The sequence below is a fragment of the Pseudovibrio sp. POLY-S9 genome (assembly GCF_001431305.1).
Classification (GTDB): Bacteria; Pseudomonadota; Alphaproteobacteria; order Rhizobiales; family Stappiaceae; genus Pseudovibrio.
Window position 1 is genome coordinate 101181 of the sequence record NZ_LCWX01000164.1, and the last position, 22171, is coordinate 123351.

Consider the following 22171-nt stretch of genomic DNA (forward strand, 5'->3'; position numbering starts at 1 on the left):
CCAACACGAAACATAAAGCGAGCCTCTTCACTCTTAATACGATGCGCCCCGGCCAGCATGTTTCCATCCAGAAAAAAGCACAACCCACCCATCATCCGCTTCTCCGAAATCCCCATAATGCCTTCTAACTCCTCACGAAGCCGATCACTAAGTTCCTCATCATAGGCCACTAGAGCATCCTTCCAGCGTGATTGTCTTAGCCATTTTACAGACTAATACAGTCAGCACCTCACCAAGAGGAGCCGGTCCCTGCTCAGTTTGGGCGGATGCAGGGACCGGCGCAAGCTGCACGGCAGAAGGGAGGCGTCCCTCTAACACCGCGAGGCGGTGGCGCAGCTCTGCAATTTGCGATATTTTCGCGTTCATATCACTCTCGGTAAATTTCATTTTGTTCTCTATATGTTCTCATATTGATTCCGTCAAATCGCACAGAAGTCAAGCATCAAAAACTGCGAGAGTATCAGAACAAAAGCTTCTGAGCCTTCAAGGTCCAGCTAAGCCTCTGTTTTAACTCAAGGACCAATCAACACGACAACACCACAGAACAGCATTCCGAAAATATTAATTTTCATACTAGTAATAATTGACCAGAAATAATTAAGGCGTATCGCGTGCAAGAACTCCTCCTCAAATGGTCAGCAGTGCTTTTACCTCGCAGCACCCATGCAAAACTGCTGCCGCTTCTTGGAAAAATACTAGGCACTCTCTTCAGCAAAGGCGAGGCTGGAGGAGCGCGACGCTCAGCATTGATCGTTTTTGCCTTACGCATCGGGAGCGCAGCACTCGCCTACATCATGCAGGTCTTTCTGGCTCGTTGGATGGGCGCCTCTGAATACGGCATCTTCATTGTTGTCTGGACGGTCATCATCATACTGAGCGTATTTTCAGGACTTGGGTTTTCTGTTTCCCTTCTGCGTTTCATTCCAGAATATCTGGAGAAGAAGCAACACGAGCTTCTCAATGGCTTGCTCTTCAGTGCCCGTTTCCTTGTATTGCTCAGCTCAACAACCATTGCAGTAGTCGGCGTAGCCATTGCTTGGACCTTCTCTGATTTCATTGGCAACGCATACATCCTGCCGCTTTATCTCATCGCAATCTGCCTACCCATGCACACCTACACCGGTATGCTGGAAGGCATTGCCCGTGCGCAAGACTGGCAACTCAAAGCAATGCTGCCAGATTTTATTGGCCGCCCTCTTCTAGTGCTTGCATTCATGTTGATTGCGCTGATGCTGGGTTATCCGCCAACAGCCGTTACAGCTTGCATCGTCACCATCGCAGCCGTCTGGACCATCACCTTCTTTCAGACGATCATGATGGAAGTCTCGCTGCGCAAAGTCCAGCACCCTGCTCCACGTAGACTTCAGATAAAGTCATGGCTGCTTGTATCGGTTCCCATGCTAGCAGTTGATGGTTTCTTCCAGCTCATTACCAGCTCTGATGTCATCTTAATCGGCCTCTGGCTCCCACCAGATCAAGTCGGCATTTATTTCGCAGCATCACGCACCCTTGCGCTGATGCATTTTGTTTATTACGCGGTACGCGCAGCAAGCGCACCACGCATGGCCCGCCTCTACCATTCCGGTGACCGAGATGGCCTCAAGGATTTCGTGGCAAGCGCTGCTAAAATGACCTTCTGGCCGACACTACTAATGGCCGGCTTTGTCATGGCAGTCGGACCATTCCTCCTCTCCCTGTTTGGAGAGGACTTTGCACAAGGCACACCAATCCTCTACATCCTTGTCATTGGTGTATTAGCCCGTGCATCCGTTGGTCCGGTTGACGCATTACTGACCCTCTCAGGGCACCAAAACACCTGCGCCAAGATCTATGCCAGTGTCTTTGTCGTAAACCTCATTCTCAACACGGCACTTATTCCAGTATTCGGCCTGTATGGAGCCGCTTTGGCGACGACATCCGTCATCTTTTTTGAAGCATGCATTCTTTACCGCAGCGCCTACAAACGCCTTGGCCTGCACACATTCATATTGCTATTGAAGAGGCGGGAAACTCCAGTCAATGAAGCAGGATAGCACCACGATTAAACTGCTGACACCCGGCAAAGACAAAACAGCGGACCACCTGTGGCGACAACTGTCTCAACAGGCACTGGAGCCCAACCCGTTCTTCTCCAGCAGTTTCGTCAGTGCATTCAACGCACACAAGGCAAACGGCTCAATCAAGCTGTTATTGGCACTCGATCCTTCCGGCACAAAAGCGCACGCGGCACTGCCCGTCGTAATGGTAAGGCGTGGCCTCCTCTTCAAACTACCAAGCACATTAGCTGGTGATTATGGGCCACTCGGCACCCTGCTGATTTCTGAGGAAGCGACGCCAGCGGCACTCAACAAACTGCTGGAAACTGCCTGCAACTTAAGCTGGACTAAAACACTAATCCTCCCTTTCCATGGAGCCGGCGGCCCCGTCTATAAGTGTCTAGAGAGCGTACTTTCAGCACACGGATGGAAGTATCAGGTTTCCTCAAAAGAAGATCGCGCCTTCCAGCTATCTGGCAGAGAAGGTCGCGCCGACTTTGACGCCCTCAAAAAACGGTCCTCATGGAAAGGTGCCTTTAAAAACCAGCGCCGGCTGGAAAAAGAAGGATCGCTTTCTTTTACTATGCTGCAAACCTCAGAAGACATTCAGGCAGGCCTTGAAGATTTTCTGAAACTCGAGGCAGCTGGCTGGAAAGGCAAACAAGGCACGGCACTCCTTTCCAGAGCACCTGATGCCGCTTTCACGCGTGAGCTGGTATCAAAGTCAGGCGAAGCAGATAACATTCGTATTGGCCAGTTACGGCTCGACGATAAGTTGATTGCGGCCAACATCCTGCTCCGCGAGCAAGGCCGCATATTTGGCTGGAAAACAACCTTCGACGAGAGTCTCGCAAAATTCTCCCCCGGTCAGCTTCTCATCTATTTCAGCACCCAAAAACTCCTCGAAGACCCTGAGTTCTCAGGTGCCGATTCCCTCTCGACACCAGACAATCAGATGGCAAACAAGGCCTGGACCTCAAGGTTCCCATATGCCACGTTTTTAATTGGCAAAGGCCCAATAGCACGCTTTGCAATTTGGGAGGCACAAGCAGGTGCTCGCGCAAAGTTGGCGTTAAAGAGCAAAATTAAGAAATTGCTTGGTCGAAAATAGCTACCTACCCTTCAACCAACTCAGCTTCTTCCTGCGCTCTATTCCGTAAAATCCGGCGAATAACCTTTCCGCTGGTCGTCAAAGGCATTTCAGAGACAAACTCGATTTCCCGCGGATATTCATGAGCAGAAAGACTCACGCGCACATATTGGCGAATATCATCAACCAAGCCCTCACTTGGTTCGAAGCCATCTTTCAGCACAACATAAGCCTTTACGATCTCCGTCCGCACCGGATCAGGTTTGCCGACCACAGCAGCCAATCCAACCGCCTCATGCTTGATCAAACAATCCTCAATCTCAGTTGGCCCAATGCGATAGCCAGCTGAGGTAATGACATCATCATTACGGCCGACGAAGTGGACATATCCATCCATATCAACAACACCTTGGTCACCTGTCAGCATCCAATCACCAAGGAATTTGCTCTGATCTGCCTCAGGCTTCCGCCAATACCCCAGGAACATGACAGGCGTTCCACGACGAACTGCAATCTCGCCTTGCTCTTCTGGTTCGCAAACAGATCCATCTGGTCGGATAACAGCAACGTCATGCCCAGGTACAGCTTTGCCAATTGCCCCGGCACGGGAAACTCCCATCCCTGCTCCTGACCCGAGCACGAGATTACATTCCGTCTGTCCATACATCTCGTTTGGCGCAACACCGAGCGCTTCGTGGCACCAGGCGAATGCTTCACGCCCCAATGCCTCTCCCGCTGAGCAAACAGAGCGCAGCCGAAGTTTTTCAGAATACTTACGATGATCAACACTGCGCATCATCTTGAGTGCGGTGGGCGGAATGAACGCGTTGCGAACACCATGCCGAGCCATCAAGTCAAATGCACCTTCCGGATCAAACTTATCGATCCGGGCAGTCACCACAGGCACCCCAAACTTCAGCGAAGGCAGCAGTGCATTCAGCAAGCCACCCGCCCAGGCCCAGTCAGCTGGAGTCCAGAACACATCCCCAGCCTGAGGCAACATCTCATGTGCCATTTGAATGCCCGGCAAATGCCCAAGCAACACACGGTGCGCCAGCAGCGCTCCTTTGGGCTGCCCTGTTGTGCCTGAGGTATAAATCATCAAAGCTGGATCATCAGGGCCTGTCGCATAGCTCTCAAAGCTGTCAGAGCCTTGCTCAAGCAAGTTCCAGAAGCCAAGAGCTCCATTTTCTGCACCATCGACGCAGATAACATGCTCAAGAAGCGGGAGTTGCTCACGAAGTGCAGAAAGTTTCTCAAGTCCAGCTTGATTGGTAATCACCACTTTCGCGCCAGCGTTTTCCAACCGGTACCGTAGCGCATCTGGACCAAACAAAGCAGCCAATGGAACTGCGATAGCTCCTAGCCGATAAATCGCAAGATGAGAGATAGCAGTTTCAGGTGCTTGAGGCAGTAACAAAGCTACACGGTCGCGCGGGGCTACACCCAAAGACTGCAGCGAGTTTGCAAGCTGGCAGGAATTTCCTTTGAGCTGACCATAGCTCCACGCTTCAACACCGCCGGAAGACAGCACATGCAGCAAAGCTGTGCGCTTAGGCTCAATATCCGCCCAACGATCACAAGCATCATGCGCAATGTTATAGCGCGCAGGAATAGTCCAGCGAAACTCAGCTCGCAATTCCTCGTATGAAGTCAGTGGTGGCAGCACACCAGAAATCCCCTAAACCCAAATTCATTAGTGAAGAGAGTTTATCGCTGCAGCGCACAACGAGATACTGGCCTTTGGTCGCTCTTTTAGCCTCCAAAGGAAAGTGGGTTAACGCGGTCCAGCTACAACAAGGCTCCAGAAAACCTTGTATTTTGACCGAGGCGCATAAGCCGTTGCAATACCAATACGCGTTCCATTTGCATCCAGCATCACTGCATTATGTTTTGGCGAGTCACGCCAGCCAGAAAAGGCTTCGGCCCATCGGCGATAACCAGCGCTGAGATTGCCCACCGCATGAGCATCACCTTGCCCGGCCCCCTTCATCAAGACGGCGAGCTTAAGATCGCCCTTGCGCGCAGCGTTAACATCCTCTGCACGGGCCATTCCATCTGCCTGTGCCTGAGCAACGCGCATCAAAGCTGGATCAACCGTAACCGGCGGTAAATCTGATTGAGAACGATAGCTGGAGATCATTGAGGCCACAACACTCGCATCAATCTGCGCAGAGTGGCTCTCTAAGTTCTGATAGTAGCTTGGCGTTTCATCAGGGCTGACACAACCAGTGAGCATCAGTCCAACAGCAAGAACCAGAGCAATACTCCCACCACGAAACGTCTTCATACAAAATCACTTTTCGGCAAATTTCGAATCTTTCGGACACACTACCGACTAAATGAGGCAAACCAAGCTCAAACTCAAAGCACACGCATAAGTGAATTAAAAAAGGCCGGACAAAGCCGGCCTTTCAAACTTCTTGGTAAAAACGTTAGGAAGCTTCTTTCAAAGCATGAGGCTTGGCTGTTTCAGCCGTCTCATTCTTCTCTTCAGCACCTTCAGTCTCAGCATCGGTTTGCTCTTCTGGAGGTGTCAGCACGCTACCCATCTCTTCTGGGCTCAACACGCCCATGAGATGTCCATCCTCGCAAACAACTGGAACCGGATACTCTGCTTCCAATGTTGTTGGAAGTGCTTCTTCCAGAGTGCTTTCCAGCTCCACTGCATTGCTATCATCAGCAAAAGCATAAAGGGATGGACTATCACCTGGTTTAGCAACTTCCTCAGCAAGACCCTCTTGCGTGACGATGCCGCGGAACTCTTTGTCCTCAACCACATAACCGAAATCTTCGTCATGTCGACGCATATCAGCCAGCGCTTTTTCCATGTTGTCATGGGTAATACGCACAGCAGGTGGTTGCATAACAGTATCAACGGTCAGCACGCGAGCACGGTTCACATCACGTACAAACGCCCGCACATAATCATCAGCTGGTTCAAGCAGAATTTCTGGCGGCGTACCGACTTGTGACAGAACACCATCCTTAAGGATCGCAATCTTGTCACCAATACGCAAAGCTTCATCCAGATCATGCGTGATGAACACGATGGTCTTATGCAGCTTTTCTTGCAGTTCAACCAATTGATCCTGCATCTGAGAGCGGATCAACGGATCAAGTGCAGAAAACGCCTCATCCATCAGCAAAATGTCAGCATCCGTTGCAAGCGCACGGGCAAGACCAACACGCTGCTGCATGCCACCGGAAAGCTGGCTTGGGTACTGATGTTCAAAACCACCAAGTCCAACCGTTTCAATCCACTCACGCGCTGTGGTTTCACGGTCTGCTTTTGTAATGCCCTGCACTTCAAGACCGTAAGCAACATTCTGCAGCACTGTCCGGTGCGGCATCAGGCCAAAGCGTTGAAACACCATCGACATACGATGACGGCGGAAGTCTTCAAGCTCTTTATCAGAAAGAGCCATAACATCCTCGCCATCAACCAGAATGTGCCCGTCTGTTGGGTCAATCAATCGGTTGAAGTGACGAATAAGCGTAGACTTACCAGAACCGGAAAGGCCCATGATCACAAAGATCTCACCCTTCTCGATGCTAAGAGAGACATCATGCAGGCCAAGAGTATGGTCAGTTTCAGCAAGCAGCTGATCTTTGCCCATACCATTTTTGACCTTGGCAAGCTCCTTCTCAGGCGCCTTGCCAAAAATCTTGGTAATGTTTTGTACTTCGATCAATGCCATGTGTTAGCGCCTCACCCTGTTACCTTGCGATGCGCCTGCATCCGTTGTCCGGCTGATTGTGTGATACGGTCAAACACAACGGCAAGAACAACAATCGCTAAGCCGCCGAGCAAACCTTGTCCTGCATCATTACGCTGCAACCCAAGCAGAACGGTTTCACCCACGCCGCGAGCACCAATCATGGACGCAATCACCACCATAGCCAACGCCATCATCATAGTCTGGTTAATACCCTGCATGATGGAAGGGAGCGCAAGTGGGATTTGAACGCCCTTAAGGATCTGCCAGCGCGTTGCACCAAAGGCCCGGCTGGCCTCAACAACCTCTTCATCCACATAACGGATGCCAAGATCCGTCAGACGAATGAGCGGTGGTGCAGCATAAATCACAGTAGCCAGAATAGCTGGCACCTTACCCAGACCAAACAGCATGGCCGCAGGAATAAGATAAACGAAACTTGGAATGGTCTGCATCAAGTCCAAGACCGGATTGAGCAAAGCTCTGAAGCGGTTTGAACGAGCAGAGATAACGCCAAGCGGCACGCCAATCACAACGGAAATCAGCACAGCGACAAGCAAGATCGCCACTGTTTGCATAGACTTTTCCCAAAGCCCCAATGTACCGATGAACCACATTGCACCTACCATCACCAGGCTAAGCCCCCAACGGCGGCTCGCAGCAAAGGTAATCAGGCCGATGCAGATCAAGATCACGATAGGATCTGCGCCACGGAGAAGTCGCTCTAACCGCACCAGCAAAAATAGGATGGAGTTGGAAAAGGCCTCAAATCCATCGCCGTAATTCACGACGAGAAAATCAACCAGATCGTTTGTGGAAGTCCGGATAGGTTTCCCAAAGTTGGGAAACACGTCGAAAGCCATGTGATCCTCTTATTCTTCTTAGCAAGGATCACGGAAACAAGTTCCGTGATCGCTTTTCATTCGCTAATTTTCAAAAACAGTCAGCTGTCTTTGATATTACAGAGCAGATTTCACACGCTCAGCGACATCAGCTGGAACCCAACCGGTCCAGAGTTCTTCGTTGTTTTTCAGGAATTCAACAGCAGCATCATCTGTGGTTCCGCCAGTGTCCTGCATGTAAGCAAGAGCTTTGGAAACGTCATTACTGGTGGTTTCATAAGCTGTCAGGAACTCAACCAGTTTAGGCGCAGAAGTATGGAACTCTGTGTTCACGAAGACGTGCGTCGCAGACAGAGGGTATGCAACTGCCTCGGTCACTTTGGATGGATCTGTCTCTGCAGACAACTTGTCCCAGGCTTCTTTGCTGTAGGCAGGCTCTTCCAGCTGAATCAGATCATCAGCGACCTTACCCATGACCCAGGTTGGACCCCAGTAATAGAACACGATTGGTTTTTTACGACGAATGTTAGATTCAATCGCAGCAGACAGTGCAGCACCTGTACCAGGACGGAAGTTCACAAAGCTATCAAGCAAGCCATAAGCATTGAGCTTCTTGGAGTTGATGACCTCACAGCCCCAACCAGCGATACAGTTGTAGAAGCGACCTTTTTCTGGCTCTTCCGGATCAGAAAACACGTCTTTGTACTTTGGCAGGTCAGATACAGACTTCAGACCTTTTGCAGGCGCATCATCGCCTTCAACCAGGTATTTTGGAATAAACCAAGCCTGTGTCGCATCAGGGAAGTTCACACCAAGATCAACAAACTGGTTCTTCGCTTTGCCTTCGGCAAGAGCTTCAGTCACGTTGTCTGGCCAGATTTCCATGGTCACGTCGATATCACCACGCGCCATACCGTTCAGAAGCGGAATAGTAGAGCCTGGGATGACATCCGTTTCACAGCCGTACCCTTTTTCAGCAATGAACTGAGCTACAGAATTGTGAAAAGCATTGGAGTCCCAATCCAAACCAGCAAACACGATAGGACGGTCAACTTCACAAACAGGGTCTGCAGCTTCTGCTGTAGACACAGCAAAAGGGAATGCAACTACGCACGCAGCGAGAGCAGATTTAAAATTCAACACGGATGCCTCCAAACAACCAAAACATACTTTTTGTTCGGTCAGAGAGAAAAGCCGCCAAGGACAGCTTGTCGTTCTGGCCGTAATGCTAAGTCAAAAACTCAGCAATTGCAGGACACACTAGGTTGAGCGCATCAACTGCACCGTTAAAAATAGATATATTCAATTTTCTGTCAACTTAGACATCTGCTCAAGATATTTTTTTAAAATAAATATAAAAAGATATACTTCTCAAATACACTGGATATGAAGTTATAAAGCTTTCATAACTCTCTAGTACCACCATTTAAAACGCAAAATAAGAGAAAAAAAATTTACTGAAGCAAAACGACTATTTTAAACTTTCTTTTACAGGTAATCCCCACGGAAAATTCAGGTAGTTTCACAGTAAATTGAAATAAAAAAACAACGTCAAATGATGTCGAATAATCACGTAGATTACAAAAAGAAAAGCGCAGAGAAAATCTGCGATCATTTAATAATATTGAATCACCGTTCAATAAAAAAATATAAGTGAGAAACTTAAGGAAATTGGGAAGTTGGCCGCATAAAAGCGCCAACTTCCTTTCGTTAGCCTACTTAGTTTTCAGTGGCTTCAATAACATCCTCAAGGGAGCGTAAACCAGTCTTTGGTGCACACACCAAAACCGCCATGTTTCCTGGGGCATGTTGGTTCTTCCACATCTTCATATGAGCCTGCGGAATCTGATCCCATGAGAACACTTCACTCATACAAGGGTCGATACGGCGATCAATCACGAACTTGTTCGCCTCACTCGCCTGTTTCAAGTGCGCGAAATGCGAACCCTGAATACGCTTCTGACGCATCCATACATAGCGCGCATCCATGGTTAGGTTGAAGCCGGAGGTACCCGCACAAAACACAACCATACCACCGCGCTTGGCAACCAGTGTTGATACCGGGAACGTTGCTTCACCTGGGTGCTCAAACACCATATCAACGTCATTACCCTTACCGGTAATGTTCCAGATCGCCTTACCAAACTTACGCGCTTCTTTGGTCCACGTATCATACTCAGGCGAGTTCACCTTCGGCAGCTGGCCCCAACAATCGAAGTCTTTTCGATTGATAACGGCCTTTGCCCCAAGCGACATCACGTATTCGCGTTTACTCTCATCTGAAATAACGCCAATCGCATTCGCTCCGGCAGCAGCAATCAGCTGAACCCCAAACACGCCAAGGCCACCAGAAGCTCCCCAGACCAGAACATTCTGACCTGGCTTCAAATCATGCGGCGCATGACCGAACAGCATACGGAATGCAGTCGCCAGTGTAAGCGTGTAGCAAGCGCTCTCTTCCCAGGTCAGGTGCTTGGGACGCGCCATCAGCTGCTGAGATTGAACACGAGCGAACTGCGCAAATGACCCGTCAGGTGTCTCATAACCCCAAATCCGTTGGGAGTTAGAGAACATCGGATCACCACCGTTACACTCCTCATCATCCCCGTCATCTTGGTTACAGTGAACGACAACTTCGTCGCCTACCTTCCAGCGAGTAACTTTGGAACCAACCGCCCAAACAATACCGGAGGCATCAGAGCCTGCGATATGATAGGGCTGCTTATGAACCTTAAAAACGGAAATCGGCTCGCCTAGGGCAGCCCAAACGCCGTTGTAGTTCACGCCTGCTGCCATAACCAGAATGAGCACTTCATGGCTGTCCAACTCCCAGGTTGGCACCACTTCCTTGACCATCGCTGTATCAGGAGAACCATGGCGCTCTTGGCGAATGGTCCACGCCCACATGTTCTTAGGAACATGTCCCAGCGGTGGAATCTCACCAATCTCATATAGGTCCTTGAACTCAGAGCCACCCTCTGACCCAGCTTCGACAACCCGTGCAACGGAACTCATGATATTCTCCTCCAAGTTTGCGTTGCGCCCTTCCCTCATGAGAGTGAAAGCAAGTCCTCTGCTAACGCTTCCAATCCACTATTTGCTGCAACGCAAAACAATACAACCTGTCAATATCGGCTATTTGAGAATTATCATTACAAAGAACTCATAAAATATATACAACTATTGCTTAACTTGCGAAGAATACTTCTTCTAATGTTGCATTGCACCAACCACTAAAACCTATGCAAAGGTGTAGGCAGAATTGAGATCTTGTCCCTTATAAAATGCAGGGAGGATCAGGGAGGCAATAGACTATGAGTACCGGTTCACCTAAAGGCGCAACAAAAGACCGTCCGTGGATGTTCCGCACATATGCAGGACACTCCAACGCTGCAGACAGCAACCGGCTCTACCGTACGAACCTCGCAAAGGGTCAGACGGGCCTTTCTGTCGCGTTCGATCTCCCAACTCAGACAGGATACGACCCGGACCATCCGCTCTCTCGCGGTGAGGTTGGTAAGGTTGGTGTACCCATCTCTCACCTGGGAGACATGCGCACCCTCTTTAACGAGATCCCACTGGAGCGCATGAACACCTCCATGACGATCAACGCAACAGCCCCTTGGTTGCTTGCACTCTATGTGGCTGCTGCTGATGAGCAAGGAGCTAACCGCTCTCTGCTGGCCGGCACCACGCAGAATGATCTGATCAAGGAATACCTGTCCCGCGGCACCTATGTCTTCCCGCCCGCCCCGTCCATGCGCCTCACAACCGATGTAATTTCATGGACTTACACGAACATGCCCAAATGGAACCCGATGAACGTGTGTTCCTACCATCTGCAGGAAGCAGGCGCGACACCAGTACAGGAACTCTCCTTCGCGCTCGCCACCGCTATCGCAATTCTGGACAATGTTCGCGCTTCTGGCGTCATCTCTGAAAGCGATTTCCCTAAACTCGTGGGCCGGATTTCCTTCTTCGTAAATGCAGGCATGCGCTTCATCACCGAGATGTGCAAAATGCGAGCATTTACAGAACTCTGGGATGAGATTTGCCGCGAACGCTATGGCGTTGAAGAAGAGCGCTACCGCCGCTTCCGCTATGGCGTTCAGGTCAATTCCCTCGGCTTGACGGAGCAGCAGCCCGAAAACAACGTTTACCGAATTCTCGTTGAGATGCTGGCTGTTGTTCTCTCTAAAAACGCACGCGCTCGTGCAGTTCAGCTCCCCGCTTGGAATGAAGCTCTTGGCCTGCCACGCCCGTTTGACCAGCAATGGTCCCTGCGCATGCAGCAAATCATGGCCTATGAGACGGATTTGTTGGAATATGCCGATATCTTCGATGGTTCCAAAGAGATTGAAACCAAGGTCGAGCTACTCAAAGAGCAAGCACGAGAAGAACTAGCCCGTATTGCAGAAATGGGTGGAGCAGTCGCAGCCGTTGAATCCAGTTACATGAAGCAAAAGCTCGTGGAGTCCAACTCCAAACGTCTGGCAGGCATTGAATCTGGCGATCAGATCGTCGTCGGCGTCAACAAATGGACCGAAACCGAACCATCTCCACTGGCATCAGATGAAGACGGCGGCATCCTCACAGTGCCTGAGCATGTAGAAGAAGAAGCAATCCAACGCATTCAGGCCTGGCGGGCTGAACGTGACGAGAATGCAGTCAAATCCGCTCTGCAGGAGCTCCGCGCTGCCGCGTCTTCTGACAACAACATCATGGAAGCGTCCATCAAAGCAGCTCAGGCAGGCGCAACCACAGGAGAATGGGGCGCAGCCCTGCGTGAAGTCTTCGGCGAATATCGTGCCCCAACTGGTGTCGGTAGAGCAGCACCGGATGACAACGAGAGCCTCACAGGTGTGCAGCAAAAAGTCTCCGAGCTTTCAGAGAAGCTGGGTCGACGCCTTAAATTCCTCGTTGGCAAACCGGGACTGGATGGCCACTCCAACGGCGCCGAGCAGATTGCAGTGCGTGCCCGTGATTGCGGCATGGAAGTCGTTTACGAAGGCATCCGCCTGACACCCGCCCAAATCGTCAACGCTGCCCTTGAAGAAGGCGTCCACGTCATCGGCCTGTCGATCTTGTCTGGCTCACATCTGGCGCTGGTCCATGATGTGCTCGACAAAATGAAAGAAAACGGCTTGGAGGATATCCCGATCATCATTGGCGGCATTATACCGTCAGAGGATGCCGAAGAACTGAAAAACGCAGGTGTTGCAGCCGTTTACACACCAAAGGACTTCCACCTGACAGAAATCATGTCAGACATTGTCCGCATCGTAGATGAGCAGGTCAACGAGACTGTCTAACGCCTATAAAATTAGGCAGGTTGGGCAAGTTGAACAGGCTTCTGCCCAACCAATCGTATGCCCGGAGCATCCCGGAATCGTTCAATCATCGCATCGATGAAGATCTCGGTTTTACGTGTCACCGCATCGCGCGAAGGGTAGACAAGGTAGACCGGCTTCTCTTCGCACTGATAGTCAGGAAGTAGCCGTTGTAATTGCCCGTTTGCCTCAAAATCTCGCATCATAAACAACGGCATGCGCGTAAATCCAACTGAGTTCAACAAGGCTTGCACCATCACCTGGGGGTGCCCAGCGACAAACTCAGACTTCAAAGCAACTACATGCTTTTGCCCATGTCGGAACATATCCAGCGAACTGACCAACTTCTCGTATCTGTATTGAATGTAGTTGAGGTCAGACAGCGCCTCGGGACTTTGCGGCATACCATGCTTTGCAAGATAGTCTGGGCTGGCTGCCAAACAGGTTTCAACAATCGCAATTTTTCTGGAAATCCCAGAGGTATCTCCGGTGATGCCTGTACGGATCGCTAAATCGATACCGGTTTGCACAACATCAATCAGATCATCATCCATTTTAATTGAGACTGAAAGGTCTGGGTATTGCTTTCGAAGGTCGAAGATAAGCGGTGTGATTATATCAGCGCCCATAGCCTGAGAAACAGAAACAACCAATGAACCACTCTCTGCTGCTGCTTGGTCCTGTACTTCCTCAAACATCAGAGCGCTCTGACGCAGCATCTTTTGAGCATGCTCATAAACGATCTTTCCGGCAACTGTCGGCTTAACGCCTTTGTTAGTTCGGAAAACAAGCTCTTGCCCGACCTGCGCTTCAAGCAGGTTCAGCTGCTGGCTCATAGCGGGCTGACTGATATGGCGTTGACGCGCACCACCACTCAACGACCCGTTGTCAATGACACGAACAAAACTCTCCAGCAAATTCAGAAGATCCATAACTGCTCCATAAGCACTGCTTATATCCAAGATAAGGCTTGGGCCTCTGCACTTCCAGTATCAACCCCACAATATTGCTCTCATGCTTGTAAATGAGGAGCCTTTCATGACACTTTCACGCCGATCTTTTATATCCGCAGCCGCGTCCATTGCGGGCGCAGGTGCAGTTGCCCCGGCAATGTCATCTATTGCGCTCGCAGCAGCGCCCAAAATCGGAACACAGGTTCCCGGCATCTATCGCTTCTCGGTAGGAGGCATTGAAGTTACAGCAATTCTGGACGGACACTTGGGTTTAGATCCGTCATTGGTCATTGGGTTTGACCAAAAAGTAGCTGAGAAGACTCTAAAGCAAAATTTCCTCAGCCCCAACACAGCGGACATGTCTATCTCTGTAAACGGATATCTCATTAATACGGGCGACAAGTTGGTAGTGGTCGATACTGGCACCGCTGATCTAATGGGCCCGACACTTGGCCGTTTCCATCAAAACCTGAAAGCAGCTGGCTATAACGCCTCTGATGTAGATGCCGTAGTGCTCACGCATCTACACATCGATCACGTAGGGGGGCTGATCTCTAAATCGGGCGAAAAGCTCTTCCCGAACGCTGAGTTCATCGTTCATGAGGTCGAATACAACTTCTGGGATGATGAAGGCACACGCTCAAAGTTCCCCAAAGACCTCCAGCATTTCATTGATCTCGCTCAGAACGTTTCAAAGCCTTATGAAAACCAAAAAACGCTCATCAGCAAAGATGGCGAGTTCATCAAGGGACTGGACGCTGTCTTCCTTCCCGGTCACACACCCGGACATATGGGCATCCGCATTCACTCCAATAATGAAGAAGTGCTGATCTGGGGTGACACAGTCCACTCCATTGGGCTCCAGTTTGCAAACCCGGATTGGACAATCGCATTCGATACCGATCAGGAAGTAGCTCGACAAACACGGCGCAGAATACTGGATCAGGTTTCAGCAGATAGAACACCAGTCGTCGGCATCCACCATGACTTCCCCGGCCTAGGGCATGTTCGCAAGGCTGGAAGCGCCTTCGAATACCATGAAGTCAGCTGGCAGCATAAGATATAGAGAAACAAGAGCTCACGAGGCACCTCGTGAGCTCTCTTCTATCGAGCAGGCGACAACGGTGTGGCTGGTATTGATGGCGGCGCTATCGGTTGAGCTGGTGTTAACGGGATAGCTGGCCGTATCGGTGGAGCAATTGGCCGTGACGGTTGCAACGGATAAGCAGGAATTTCATGCCGTGGGCGTGGATATGGACGCCAACGCGGATAACGCGGGTAAACTGGATAGCGTCGATAGACAAAGGGCAGACCCACATACGGTGCTACATAAGGAAGTGTACGAGAGTAGTGCGGCCCTGCAACTCCATATCGAATATATCTGGCAGAAACCCACCCTGGAGCACCTCGGAATGTCAGGTCACACCACGAACCGTTCTTGGTGCAGTAATTGATGAAAACCACGCCACCTGCCGGTATTGTCGTAATGACAGGATATCTGGTGCCAGGCCCTGTCCTCATGTTTACACCGTTCGTGGTGTATCCGGCGTGCCCACGCTGCGCAAAGGCGGCATTGGAATAGATAAGAACAGCCAGAAGCACGAGACCGGCAATCACCCAGGCCAAAATTTTCATAAAACTGCCCTCCAGCCTCTCTAAGGTGCTATCGCCCATAAGAAGGGCCTCCATAGGACGGTCCACTAAATCCGGGTGAACCAGGCGATCCCGGTGAAGGAGGCAATCCTGTTATCGGAGGAGCTGCAGGCAGAGGACCGGAAGGCCCCGGCAGAGGTGGGGGCAAAGACCCCGGACGCGCAGACCCTGCAGGATAAGCTCCCGGAGGCGGGTTAAACTGTGAGTGATCCGGATCCCGATCAGTCGGCAAATAAGGCTGCGCTTGCCCCGGCCTCAAACTATCTCCCGGTTCAACCGGACGATCTAGAGGTTTGATGGGCGGGATAATATTGCTGCGCTCATTGAACTGAACCTGCTGAAATCCGGGATAGTCAACGGACCCTGAACGCGTAGACAAGCTGTTTGCACTCACAGATTGAGCCACGACACCTGCTGCGAGACAACAGCCTACAAGCATTGCGTATTTCATTTGACCCTAGTCCTAATTGCAGGCTGGCCAAAACCAACAGCCAGCATAATTAAGAGAAGACTGCCACCAAGGGGCTAACAACGTGCACTGACAAAACATCGGGTTTTAGAAGCAATTTATGTCTTGCCTTGAAGAATATAACGTGAACAAATTCACAGTTCACATCAGTTTTTCTAGCCAGAACCCCGCCTAAGCCTTAGGTTTGAGGTATGATTCTCCAAAGCAGGTAAACACGCCCCCATGACGAACCGCCTCAAGATTGTAACGTGGAACATTAACTCAGTCCGCCTCCGCCTTCCTATTGTCGAGAAAATGTTACTGGACCACGCCCCAGACGTTTTGTGCCTGCAGGAAACAAAGTGCCCGGATGGAAGCTTCCCAACGGCTGCAATCAATAAGCTTGGCTATCGTCATGTAGAGGTACACGGCCAAAAGGGTTACCACGGCGTTGCCTTTCTCTCACGCGTGCCACTGGAAAATGTTGAGCGCAAAGAATTCTGCGAGATGGGCGATACCCGCCATATCGCAGCAGATGTTGCCTTTAATGGCGGTAAAGTCCGCATCCATAACTTCTACGTCCCAGCAGGTGGCGATGTGCCGGACCCTGAGGTCAACGACAAATTCGCTCACAAACTCAAATTCCTAGATGAAATGGAAAGCTGGTTCAAAGGCTTCGACGGCCAGTCAGTCGTCGTCGGCGACCTGAATATCGCACCTTACGAAAATGACGTTTGGTCTCACAAGCAACTCATCAAAGTCGTCTCTCACACACCGCTGGAATGCCAGCGCCTTGAAGATGTGCGAGAAGCTGGCAACTACGTAGATACCATGCGCAAACACATGCCGATGGATGAGAAGATTTACACCTGGTGGAGCTACCGCGCCAAAGACTGGTCCGCCTCCAACAAAGGCCGCCGTCTCGACCATGTCTGGATGACACCGGAAACAGCGCAGCACACCAAAGATGTTCAGATTATCCGTGACGCACGCGGTTGGGAAAAACCATCCGACCACGCACCAGTCATGGCTATGCTGGAAGTCTGATCTCACGAAGTCTGGCTTACAACTTGACGATGAAAAGCGGGAGCATCTCCCGCTTTTTCCGTATCTATCCATCAAGGAATGAGCAGCACTTTGCCTTTGGCTCTACGGCTGGAGATTTCCTCCAATCCCAGAGCAATGTCTTCCAGCGGATATTCCGCATGGATATACGGCTTCAGTTTTCCATCAGCCACCCACTGGAACAGTTGTTCGCAATCCTTGTGATGTTCCTCAGGCTCACGAACGACTGCCTCCCCCCAGAATACGCCCAGAACGTCACAGCCTTTCAGCAGGGTGAGGTTCGCAGGGATCTTTTGGATCGTTCCAGAGGCAAATCCAACAACCAGATAACGTCCACGCCATCCCGTAGCGCGCAAGGCATCATCAGCATGATCCCCGCCTATGACGTCGTAGACCACCTCAAGCCCTTTACCATCCGTTAGATCCTTCAGCTTCTGTTTCAGACCACCCTCAGAATAGTTGACCAGAACATCAGCGCCGCAAGTTTTTGCGTGAGCAAGCTTATCTTCCGAAGACGCGCAAGCAATCACCCGGGCCCCCATCAGCTTTGCAACCTCCACAGCAGCCTGTCCTGCTCCGCCAGAAGCACCTAACACTGCAACCGTCTCCCCCGCCTGCAACCGCGCCCGGCTACGAAGGCCGTGAATAGCCGTTCCGTAAGTGATCAAAAGTCCAGCTGCATGCTTGAGCGAAACCTCATCCGGCACCCGCACAAGTTCATGCTCAGGAGCAACATATAGCTCTCTTGCAGCTCCCCATTTCGCGTAGGAGGCCACCCGATCCCCAACCTTGAACCGCGAAACACCATCACCGACGGCTTCAACAATGCCCGCCATCTCACCTGATGGTGAGAACGGAAGCTCCGGCTTAAACTGATACTTCCCTTGAATGATCAATGTATCGAAGTAATTGAGTGCCGCCGCTTTCACACGAACCAACACCTCTCCAGCTCCAACATTCGGGTCGTCCAGTTCTCGAATGACCAGATCATCCGGCCCCCCAAGTTTTTCGCAGATAACAGCTTTCATAAAATGTGGCCCTCTCTCTGACCTCCAAAATTACACGGGCATTCACAAAATCTCAAAGCCGTCTTTGGTGCCATTTTGCGATTAAAACACCCATACATGCCGCTACACTTGCGGGAACACCACAGTTGGAGGTATGAAGCGCACAACATCAACAACGAGAAAAACTGGGCATGCGCGGTTATTTTGCTATTGGCTCTGAAGGGCTTTCAAAATCCATGAATGTTGGCACGCTGATGCGTACTGGTCATGCATTCGGAGCAAGTTACTTTTTTACAGTCGACGCGCACATCAAAAGCCTTGGCAAAGCAATGAAGGCTGATACCTCCAAGAGCCCGGACCACTTGCCCTACTTCGCCTGGAACTCGGTTGATGAGATGCAGTTCCCGCGTGGCTGTAAAATGGTGGGTGTTGAACTCACCGACGATGCCATCGAACTTCCAAGCTTCGGGCATCCGTTGCAAGCAGCTTATATACTCGGGCCAGAACGTGGGTCTCTGTCACAAGAGATGCAGGATCGCTGCGATTACATCGTCAAAATCCCAACCAAGTTTTGCTTGAATGTTGGTGTGGCTGCCGCTCTGGTCTTGTATGACCGCTATATGGCACACGGAAAGTACGCTGAGCGCTCTCTCACTGCAGGCGCCCCGAAAGATCCATTACTGGAACATATTCACGGCGCTCCAATTTTCCGAACCGGTCGAAAGGTTCCCGGCTTCGACAGCAACTCATGAGTGATTCGAAATACGGTTGCCATTTCTGATACATACTCTGAAACGGCAACCTTTATTTCTCACCATAGCAAATGCCTTGTATAAATTTTTAAGGTGTTTCCCTTTCCACACCCAGTCTCTTCCACATTACAAATTCGTAATTCTTTGAGGCTCCACACTTCGCATTTTCTCTCAATCTGTGCACACTATGTGGAAAGGTGCCCATATTTTTTACTGGGTAAAATGCCGACAATTAGTTTGAAAACATGCCGGAAAATCTGAGCTTTTAAAAGCGATTAGCCCTTATTTACTAGCGCGTTAAATACAACCGAAAATCAACTTGCATATCTACTGTCTTCGATCACTTAAAACAGAAATTCATTAGTGGCTTTACGCTTGATATTATGGCTGTGCGTGCCACACTCCCGCCAGATTTCTGATGGCAGCATTCATAGAGCGGTTCAAAGGCAAATAATTTTTTGCCTCTGTAAAAACAGGGTATCAACCCTTTTGTAACCATCTTTAAAGTAACCCTAACATTAAGTTTTATGGGTTTTCGCACAGAATCTCAGATTTTGTCGTACGCAACGCGGTTTGGAGAAGATGCAAGCACGTATCCTGATAACTGCCTTTATGGCTCTTGGTATCTCGGGCGCGACTGCAAATGCGCAGTCTCCTGCCCTCTTGAAAGAAAACAAGGATTGGGCAACTTACACCTTTAACACCCAGAGCGGTGGTAAGGTGTGTTATGCCATTTCCGCACCAACACAGTCACTGCCGACTGATAGAAACCATGGAGAGGTCTTCTTCTTCGTTTCTACCCGTCCAAGTGAAGGCGTTGCCAATGAACCAAGCTTTATAGTGGGTTATCCATTTAAAGTAGGCTCCTTGGTCACGACCAATGTTGATGGTCAGCAGTTCACCATGTTCACCAAAGGTGACGGCGCATGGGTTCAGAACGCTGCGGAAGAAAAGCGTTTGGTTGACGCAATGAAAGCAGGCAGTTCCATGTCTATTTCTGGTCAGTCCGCACGTGGCACCCAAACTTCCTACAAATTCTCTTTGAGCGGCATCACTGCTGCTGTCAGAGACGCATCCAGCGCCTGCCAATAAAGTTCTGATGCCCGAAATTGTTTGAAATTACAGAGATCTCTTGCCTGCGCCAGCTTGCCGCCACGCAATTTGAGATCTGGGATGTTCAAACTAAGCGATTTCGGCTATAAGCGTGCCGAATACGTAGGCGGTTGCTGCTAGCGACCGCCTCTCGCATTTTTAGCAGCGAGCAACGGGTATACATAACCTGTTATTTTTCCTGCTGAATCGTATTCCCGAAAAGTGGTTCCGGTTTTCGGATAAGAATACGCATGAAAATAGAGAATTAGAGCATGATGCGTGAATACACATGAACGCAACGTGCTCTAGATCGTATTGCCGAAAAGTGAGGCACATTTTTCGGGTTTGAATACGCAAAGAACATAAGCTTAAAGCCAAGCATCTAAGAAAAACTGGTGAATGACCATGGCGGTATCGTTAGACATCGCGCACAATTCCGCTGATCCGGCGGCAACCAGCGCAGCAAACCCTTCTCCTGCAACCATTCCTGTGCAGGAAGAAAAGCCATCTCTGATCGGCTTAAACCGTGAAGAGCTAGGCAATGCCCTTGCTGCAGTTGGAGTCCCTGAGCGCCAGATCCGCATGCGCGTCAACCAGCTGTGGCACTGGCTCTATGTCCGGGGCATTTCCGATTTCGGCAAAATGAGCAATGTCTCAAAAGATCTGCGCACTAAGCTGGAGTTTGCCTTTACCATTGCCCGTCCGGAGATCGTCACTGAACAGGTCTCCGTTGATGGCACCCGTAAATGGCTGTTCCGCTTTCCATCACGCGGTGCTGGCAAGCCGGTTGAAGTCGAAACCGTCTACATTCCGGAAGAAGATCGCGGCACGCTCTGCATCTCCTCCCAGGTCGGCTGTACCCTCACCTGCACGTTCTGCCACACCGGCACACAGAAGATGGTTCGCAACCTGACAGCTGAAGAGGTCCTTGCGCAGCTCATGCTCGCGAAAGATCGCCTCAACGACTTCCCGGATGCAGATGCTCCGGAAGGTGGCTTGGATGCATCCACATCCAACCGTCGCCGCATCACCAACATCGTGATGATGGGCATGGGCGAGCCGCTTTATAATTTCGAGAACGTCAAGAAAGCACTTCTGATCGCCTCTGATGGAGACGGCCTGTCCCTCTCCAAGCGCCGCATCACCCTGTCGACATCTGGTGTAACGCCAGAGATAGCACGCACAGGTGATGAAATCGGCTGCATGCTGGCAATCTCACTGCACGCTGTGAATGACGAGCTGCGCAACACGCTGGTTCCGATCAACAAGAAGTACAATCTGGAAACACTGCTGCAGGCATGTCGTGATTATCCCGGCCTGTCCAACGCAAAACGCATCACCTTCGAATACGTGATGCTGAAGGGCGTCAACGACAGCTTGGAAGATGCAAAGAAACTGGTTCAGTTGCTCAAAGGCATCCCGGCAAAGATCAACCTGCTGCCATTCAACCCATGGCCGGGCTCTCCATATGAGTGCTCTGATTGGGAACAGATCGAAGAGTTTGCAGATGTAGTGAACCGCGCAGGCTATGCTTCTCCAATCCGCACACCACGCGGCCGCGATATCTTCGCAGCCTGCGGCCAGTTGAAGTCAGCTTCAGAGCGTCTTCGTAAATCTGAGCGTGAAGCGCTGGAAAAAGCACAGGCTCAAGGCGACGCCTAAGCAAAATAAAGCAAGATTACAAAAAGAAGGCCGGCGTTTGTCTGAAACGCCGGCCTTCTTTGTCTCGTTCACTTCATATGCATAGAGTTTGAATATCGTGCCCTTCAGGACGGAGCGATAGATTGGACATAGATGCAATGACCGAGAAAGCACATTCCTCACAAAAGAACGCCACAACCACCGGCATGAAGGGCGAGGGTTTTTACAACAAGAACTCCACACCACAACAAGCCACGATTGCATATGTGTATCCATGGCTGCATGAAGCCATTGCCAGCCTGGCAATACCAAACGACAGCTCTCTCCTGCGTTTTGTAGATTATGGATGCTCTGAAGGCGCAAACTCGATGCAGATCATGGCGCAGCTCACTGAAGCTGCCAGACAGCGCAGTTCCAACTCGATCCAGACAATCCATAGCGATCTGCCTAAAGCGTTTCGATCAAAGTTTGAATCTATGAGATTCCCCAAAACTTCGATTTGTGATTCACTCTGTTCGGGAGGATCACAGCATGCCAGCACCA

17 protein-coding genes and 1 pseudogene are annotated in these 22171 nt (G+C 50.6%); 9 read left to right on the top strand and 9 right to left on the bottom strand.

From position 1 onward, the window contains the following. Window positions 1–611: 611 nt before the first annotated feature. Together PPL9_RS15535 and PPL9_RS15540 are read left to right on the top strand one after the other, a co-directional pair. On the top strand, window positions 612–2033 hold the full coding sequence (locus PPL9_RS15535) for a lipopolysaccharide biosynthesis protein (protein ID WP_057463542.1): 1422 nt from the start codon (window positions 612–614) through the stop codon (window positions 2031–2033). Beyond that, entirely contained in the window at window positions 2020–3147 is a 1128-nt protein-coding gene (locus PPL9_RS15540) for a GNAT family N-acetyltransferase (protein WP_057463543.1), read from the top strand. The genes PPL9_RS15535 and PPL9_RS15540 overlap by 14 nt, the downstream gene beginning before the upstream one ends. A gap of 4 nt (window positions 3148–3151) precedes the next feature. Here the strand turns inward: PPL9_RS15540 and PPL9_RS15545 are convergent, their stop codons facing one another. From PPL9_RS15545 to ccrA, 6 genes are all read right to left on the bottom strand, one after another. Beyond that, a complete protein-coding gene (locus PPL9_RS15545) occupies window positions 3152–4795 on the bottom strand; it encodes an AMP-binding protein (RefSeq protein ID WP_057463546.1) in 1644 nt (547 codons plus the stop codon). Between the two features lie 108 nt (window positions 4796–4903). Next, window positions 4904–5416 carry a CAP domain-containing protein gene (locus tag PPL9_RS15550; RefSeq protein WP_057463547.1) on the bottom strand — a complete coding sequence of 171 codons (513 nt, stop codon included), beginning with the start codon at window positions 5414–5416 and terminating at the stop codon, window positions 4904–4906. Between the two features lie 145 nt (window positions 5417–5561). Then, a complete protein-coding gene (locus PPL9_RS15555) occupies window positions 5562–6827 on the bottom strand; it encodes a glycine betaine/L-proline ABC transporter ATP-binding protein (protein ID WP_057463548.1) in 1266 nt (421 codons plus the stop codon). Between the two features lie 11 nt (window positions 6828–6838). Further along, window positions 6839–7708: a proline/glycine betaine ABC transporter permease gene (locus PPL9_RS15560; protein ID WP_093515971.1), complete on the bottom strand. Its 870-nt coding sequence runs from the start codon at window positions 7706–7708 to the stop codon at window positions 6839–6841. 96 nt (window positions 7709–7804) lie between these two features. Continuing rightward, window positions 7805–8830 (bottom strand): ABC transporter substrate-binding protein, encoded by a 1026-nt coding sequence (locus tag PPL9_RS15565; protein WP_057463549.1) that lies wholly within the window; start codon window positions 8828–8830, stop codon window positions 7805–7807. A 576-nt stretch (window positions 8831–9406) separates the two neighbouring features. Continuing rightward, entirely contained in the window at window positions 9407–10702 is a 1296-nt protein-coding gene (ccrA, locus tag PPL9_RS15570; RefSeq protein ID WP_057463569.1) for a crotonyl-CoA carboxylase/reductase, read from the bottom strand. A 299-nt stretch (window positions 10703–11001) separates the two neighbouring features. Between ccrA and PPL9_RS15575 the strand changes: the two genes are divergently transcribed. Then, on the top strand, window positions 11002–12999 hold the full coding sequence (locus PPL9_RS15575) for a protein meaA (RefSeq protein ID WP_057463550.1): 1998 nt from the start codon (window positions 11002–11004) through the stop codon (window positions 12997–12999). 11 nt (window positions 13000–13010) lie between these two features. Here the strand turns inward: PPL9_RS15575 and PPL9_RS15580 are convergent, their stop codons facing one another. Next, window positions 13011–13949, bottom strand: a complete 939-nt coding sequence (locus tag PPL9_RS15580; RefSeq protein WP_057463552.1) for a LysR family transcriptional regulator — start codon at window positions 13947–13949, stop codon at window positions 13011–13013. 106 nt (window positions 13950–14055) lie between these two features. On the opposite strand from PPL9_RS15580, the gene PPL9_RS15585 reads away from it, so the two are divergent. Beyond that, complete coding sequence (locus PPL9_RS15585; RefSeq protein WP_057463554.1) at window positions 14056–15036, top strand: MBL fold metallo-hydrolase; 981 nt, start codon at window positions 14056–14058, stop codon at window positions 15034–15036. Window positions 15037–15074: 38 nt separating this feature from the next. On the opposite strand, the gene PPL9_RS31385 is transcribed toward PPL9_RS15585, so the two are convergent. After that, window positions 15075–15659 (bottom strand): SH3 domain-containing protein, encoded by a 585-nt coding sequence (locus PPL9_RS31385; RefSeq protein WP_348271973.1) that lies wholly within the window; start codon window positions 15657–15659, stop codon window positions 15075–15077. Between the two features lie 655 nt (window positions 15660–16314). Here PPL9_RS31385 and xth point away from each other — a divergent pair. Then, a complete protein-coding gene (gene xth, locus PPL9_RS15595) occupies window positions 16315–17118 on the top strand; it encodes an exodeoxyribonuclease III (protein ID WP_193757846.1) in 804 nt (267 codons plus the stop codon). Between the two features lie 71 nt (window positions 17119–17189). Here xth and PPL9_RS15600 read toward each other — a convergent pair whose 3' ends face one another. Further along, the gene (locus tag PPL9_RS15600; RefSeq protein ID WP_057463557.1) at window positions 17190–18164 is read right to left on the bottom strand and encodes an NADPH:quinone oxidoreductase family protein; all 975 of its coding nucleotides are present in this window, start codon (window positions 18162–18164) and stop codon (window positions 17190–17192) included. A 170-nt stretch (window positions 18165–18334) separates the two neighbouring features. On the opposite strand from PPL9_RS15600, the gene PPL9_RS15605 reads away from it, so the two are divergent. The 4 genes and pseudogenes from PPL9_RS15605 to PPL9_RS33360 all read left to right on the top strand — a co-directional run. Beyond that, a complete protein-coding gene (locus tag PPL9_RS15605; RefSeq protein ID WP_057463558.1) occupies window positions 18335–18895 on the top strand; it encodes an RNA methyltransferase in 561 nt (186 codons plus the stop codon). Between the two features lie 612 nt (window positions 18896–19507). Continuing rightward, complete coding sequence (locus tag PPL9_RS15610) at window positions 19508–19987, top strand: invasion associated locus B family protein (protein WP_057463571.1); 480 nt, start codon at window positions 19508–19510, stop codon at window positions 19985–19987. A gap of 399 nt (window positions 19988–20386) precedes the next feature. Next, window positions 20387–21649: a 23S rRNA (adenine(2503)-C(2))-methyltransferase RlmN gene (gene rlmN, locus PPL9_RS15615; RefSeq protein ID WP_152986712.1), complete on the top strand. Its 1263-nt coding sequence runs from the start codon at window positions 20387–20389 to the stop codon at window positions 21647–21649. Between the two features lie 137 nt (window positions 21650–21786). Then, window positions 21787–22171 (top strand): annotated as a pseudogene (locus PPL9_RS33360) (hypothetical protein); the annotation flags it as partial.

Bases quoted from the DNA above. Each gene is read 5' to 3' on its own strand.
- PPL9_RS15540 (WP_057463543.1), top strand. From the start codon at position 2,020: ATGAAGCAGGATAGCACCACGATTAAACTGCTGACACCCGGCAAAGAC.
- PPL9_RS15550 (WP_057463547.1), bottom strand. From the start codon at position 5,416: ATGAAGACGTTTCGTGGTGGGAGTATTGCTCTGGTTCTTGCTGTTGGA.
- PPL9_RS15555 (WP_057463548.1), bottom strand. From the start codon at position 6,827: ATGGCATTGATCGAAGTACAAAACATTACCAAGATTTTTGGCAAGGCG.
- PPL9_RS15560 (WP_093515971.1), bottom strand. From the start codon at position 7,708: ATGGCTTTCGACGTGTTTCCCAACTTTGGGAAACCTATCCGGACTTCC.
- ccrA (WP_057463569.1), bottom strand. From the start codon at position 10,702: ATGAGTTCCGTTGCACGGGTTGTCGAAGCTGGGTCAGAGGGTGGCTCT.
- PPL9_RS15575 (WP_057463550.1), top strand. From the start codon at position 11,002: ATGAGTACCGGTTCACCTAAAGGCGCAACAAAAGACCGTCCGTGGATG.
- PPL9_RS15580 (WP_057463552.1), bottom strand. From the start codon at position 13,949: ATGGATCTTCTGAATTTGCTGGAGAGTTTTGTTCGTGTCATTGACAAC.
- PPL9_RS15585 (WP_057463554.1), top strand. From the start codon at position 14,056: ATGACACTTTCACGCCGATCTTTTATATCCGCAGCCGCGTCCATTGCG.
- PPL9_RS31385 (WP_348271973.1), bottom strand. From the start codon at position 15,659: ATGGAGGCCCTTCTTATGGGCGATAGCACCTTAGAGAGGCTGGAGGGC.
- xth (WP_193757846.1), top strand. From the start codon at position 16,315: ATGACGAACCGCCTCAAGATTGTAACGTGGAACATTAACTCAGTCCGC.
- PPL9_RS15600 (WP_057463557.1), bottom strand. From the start codon at position 18,164: ATGAAAGCTGTTATCTGCGAAAAACTTGGGGGGCCGGATGATCTGGTC.
- PPL9_RS15605 (WP_057463558.1), top strand. From the start codon at position 18,335: ATGCGCGGTTATTTTGCTATTGGCTCTGAAGGGCTTTCAAAATCCATG.
- PPL9_RS15610 (WP_057463571.1), top strand. From the start codon at position 19,508: ATGGCTCTTGGTATCTCGGGCGCGACTGCAAATGCGCAGTCTCCTGCC.
- rlmN (WP_152986712.1), top strand. From the start codon at position 20,387: ATGACCATGGCGGTATCGTTAGACATCGCGCACAATTCCGCTGATCCG.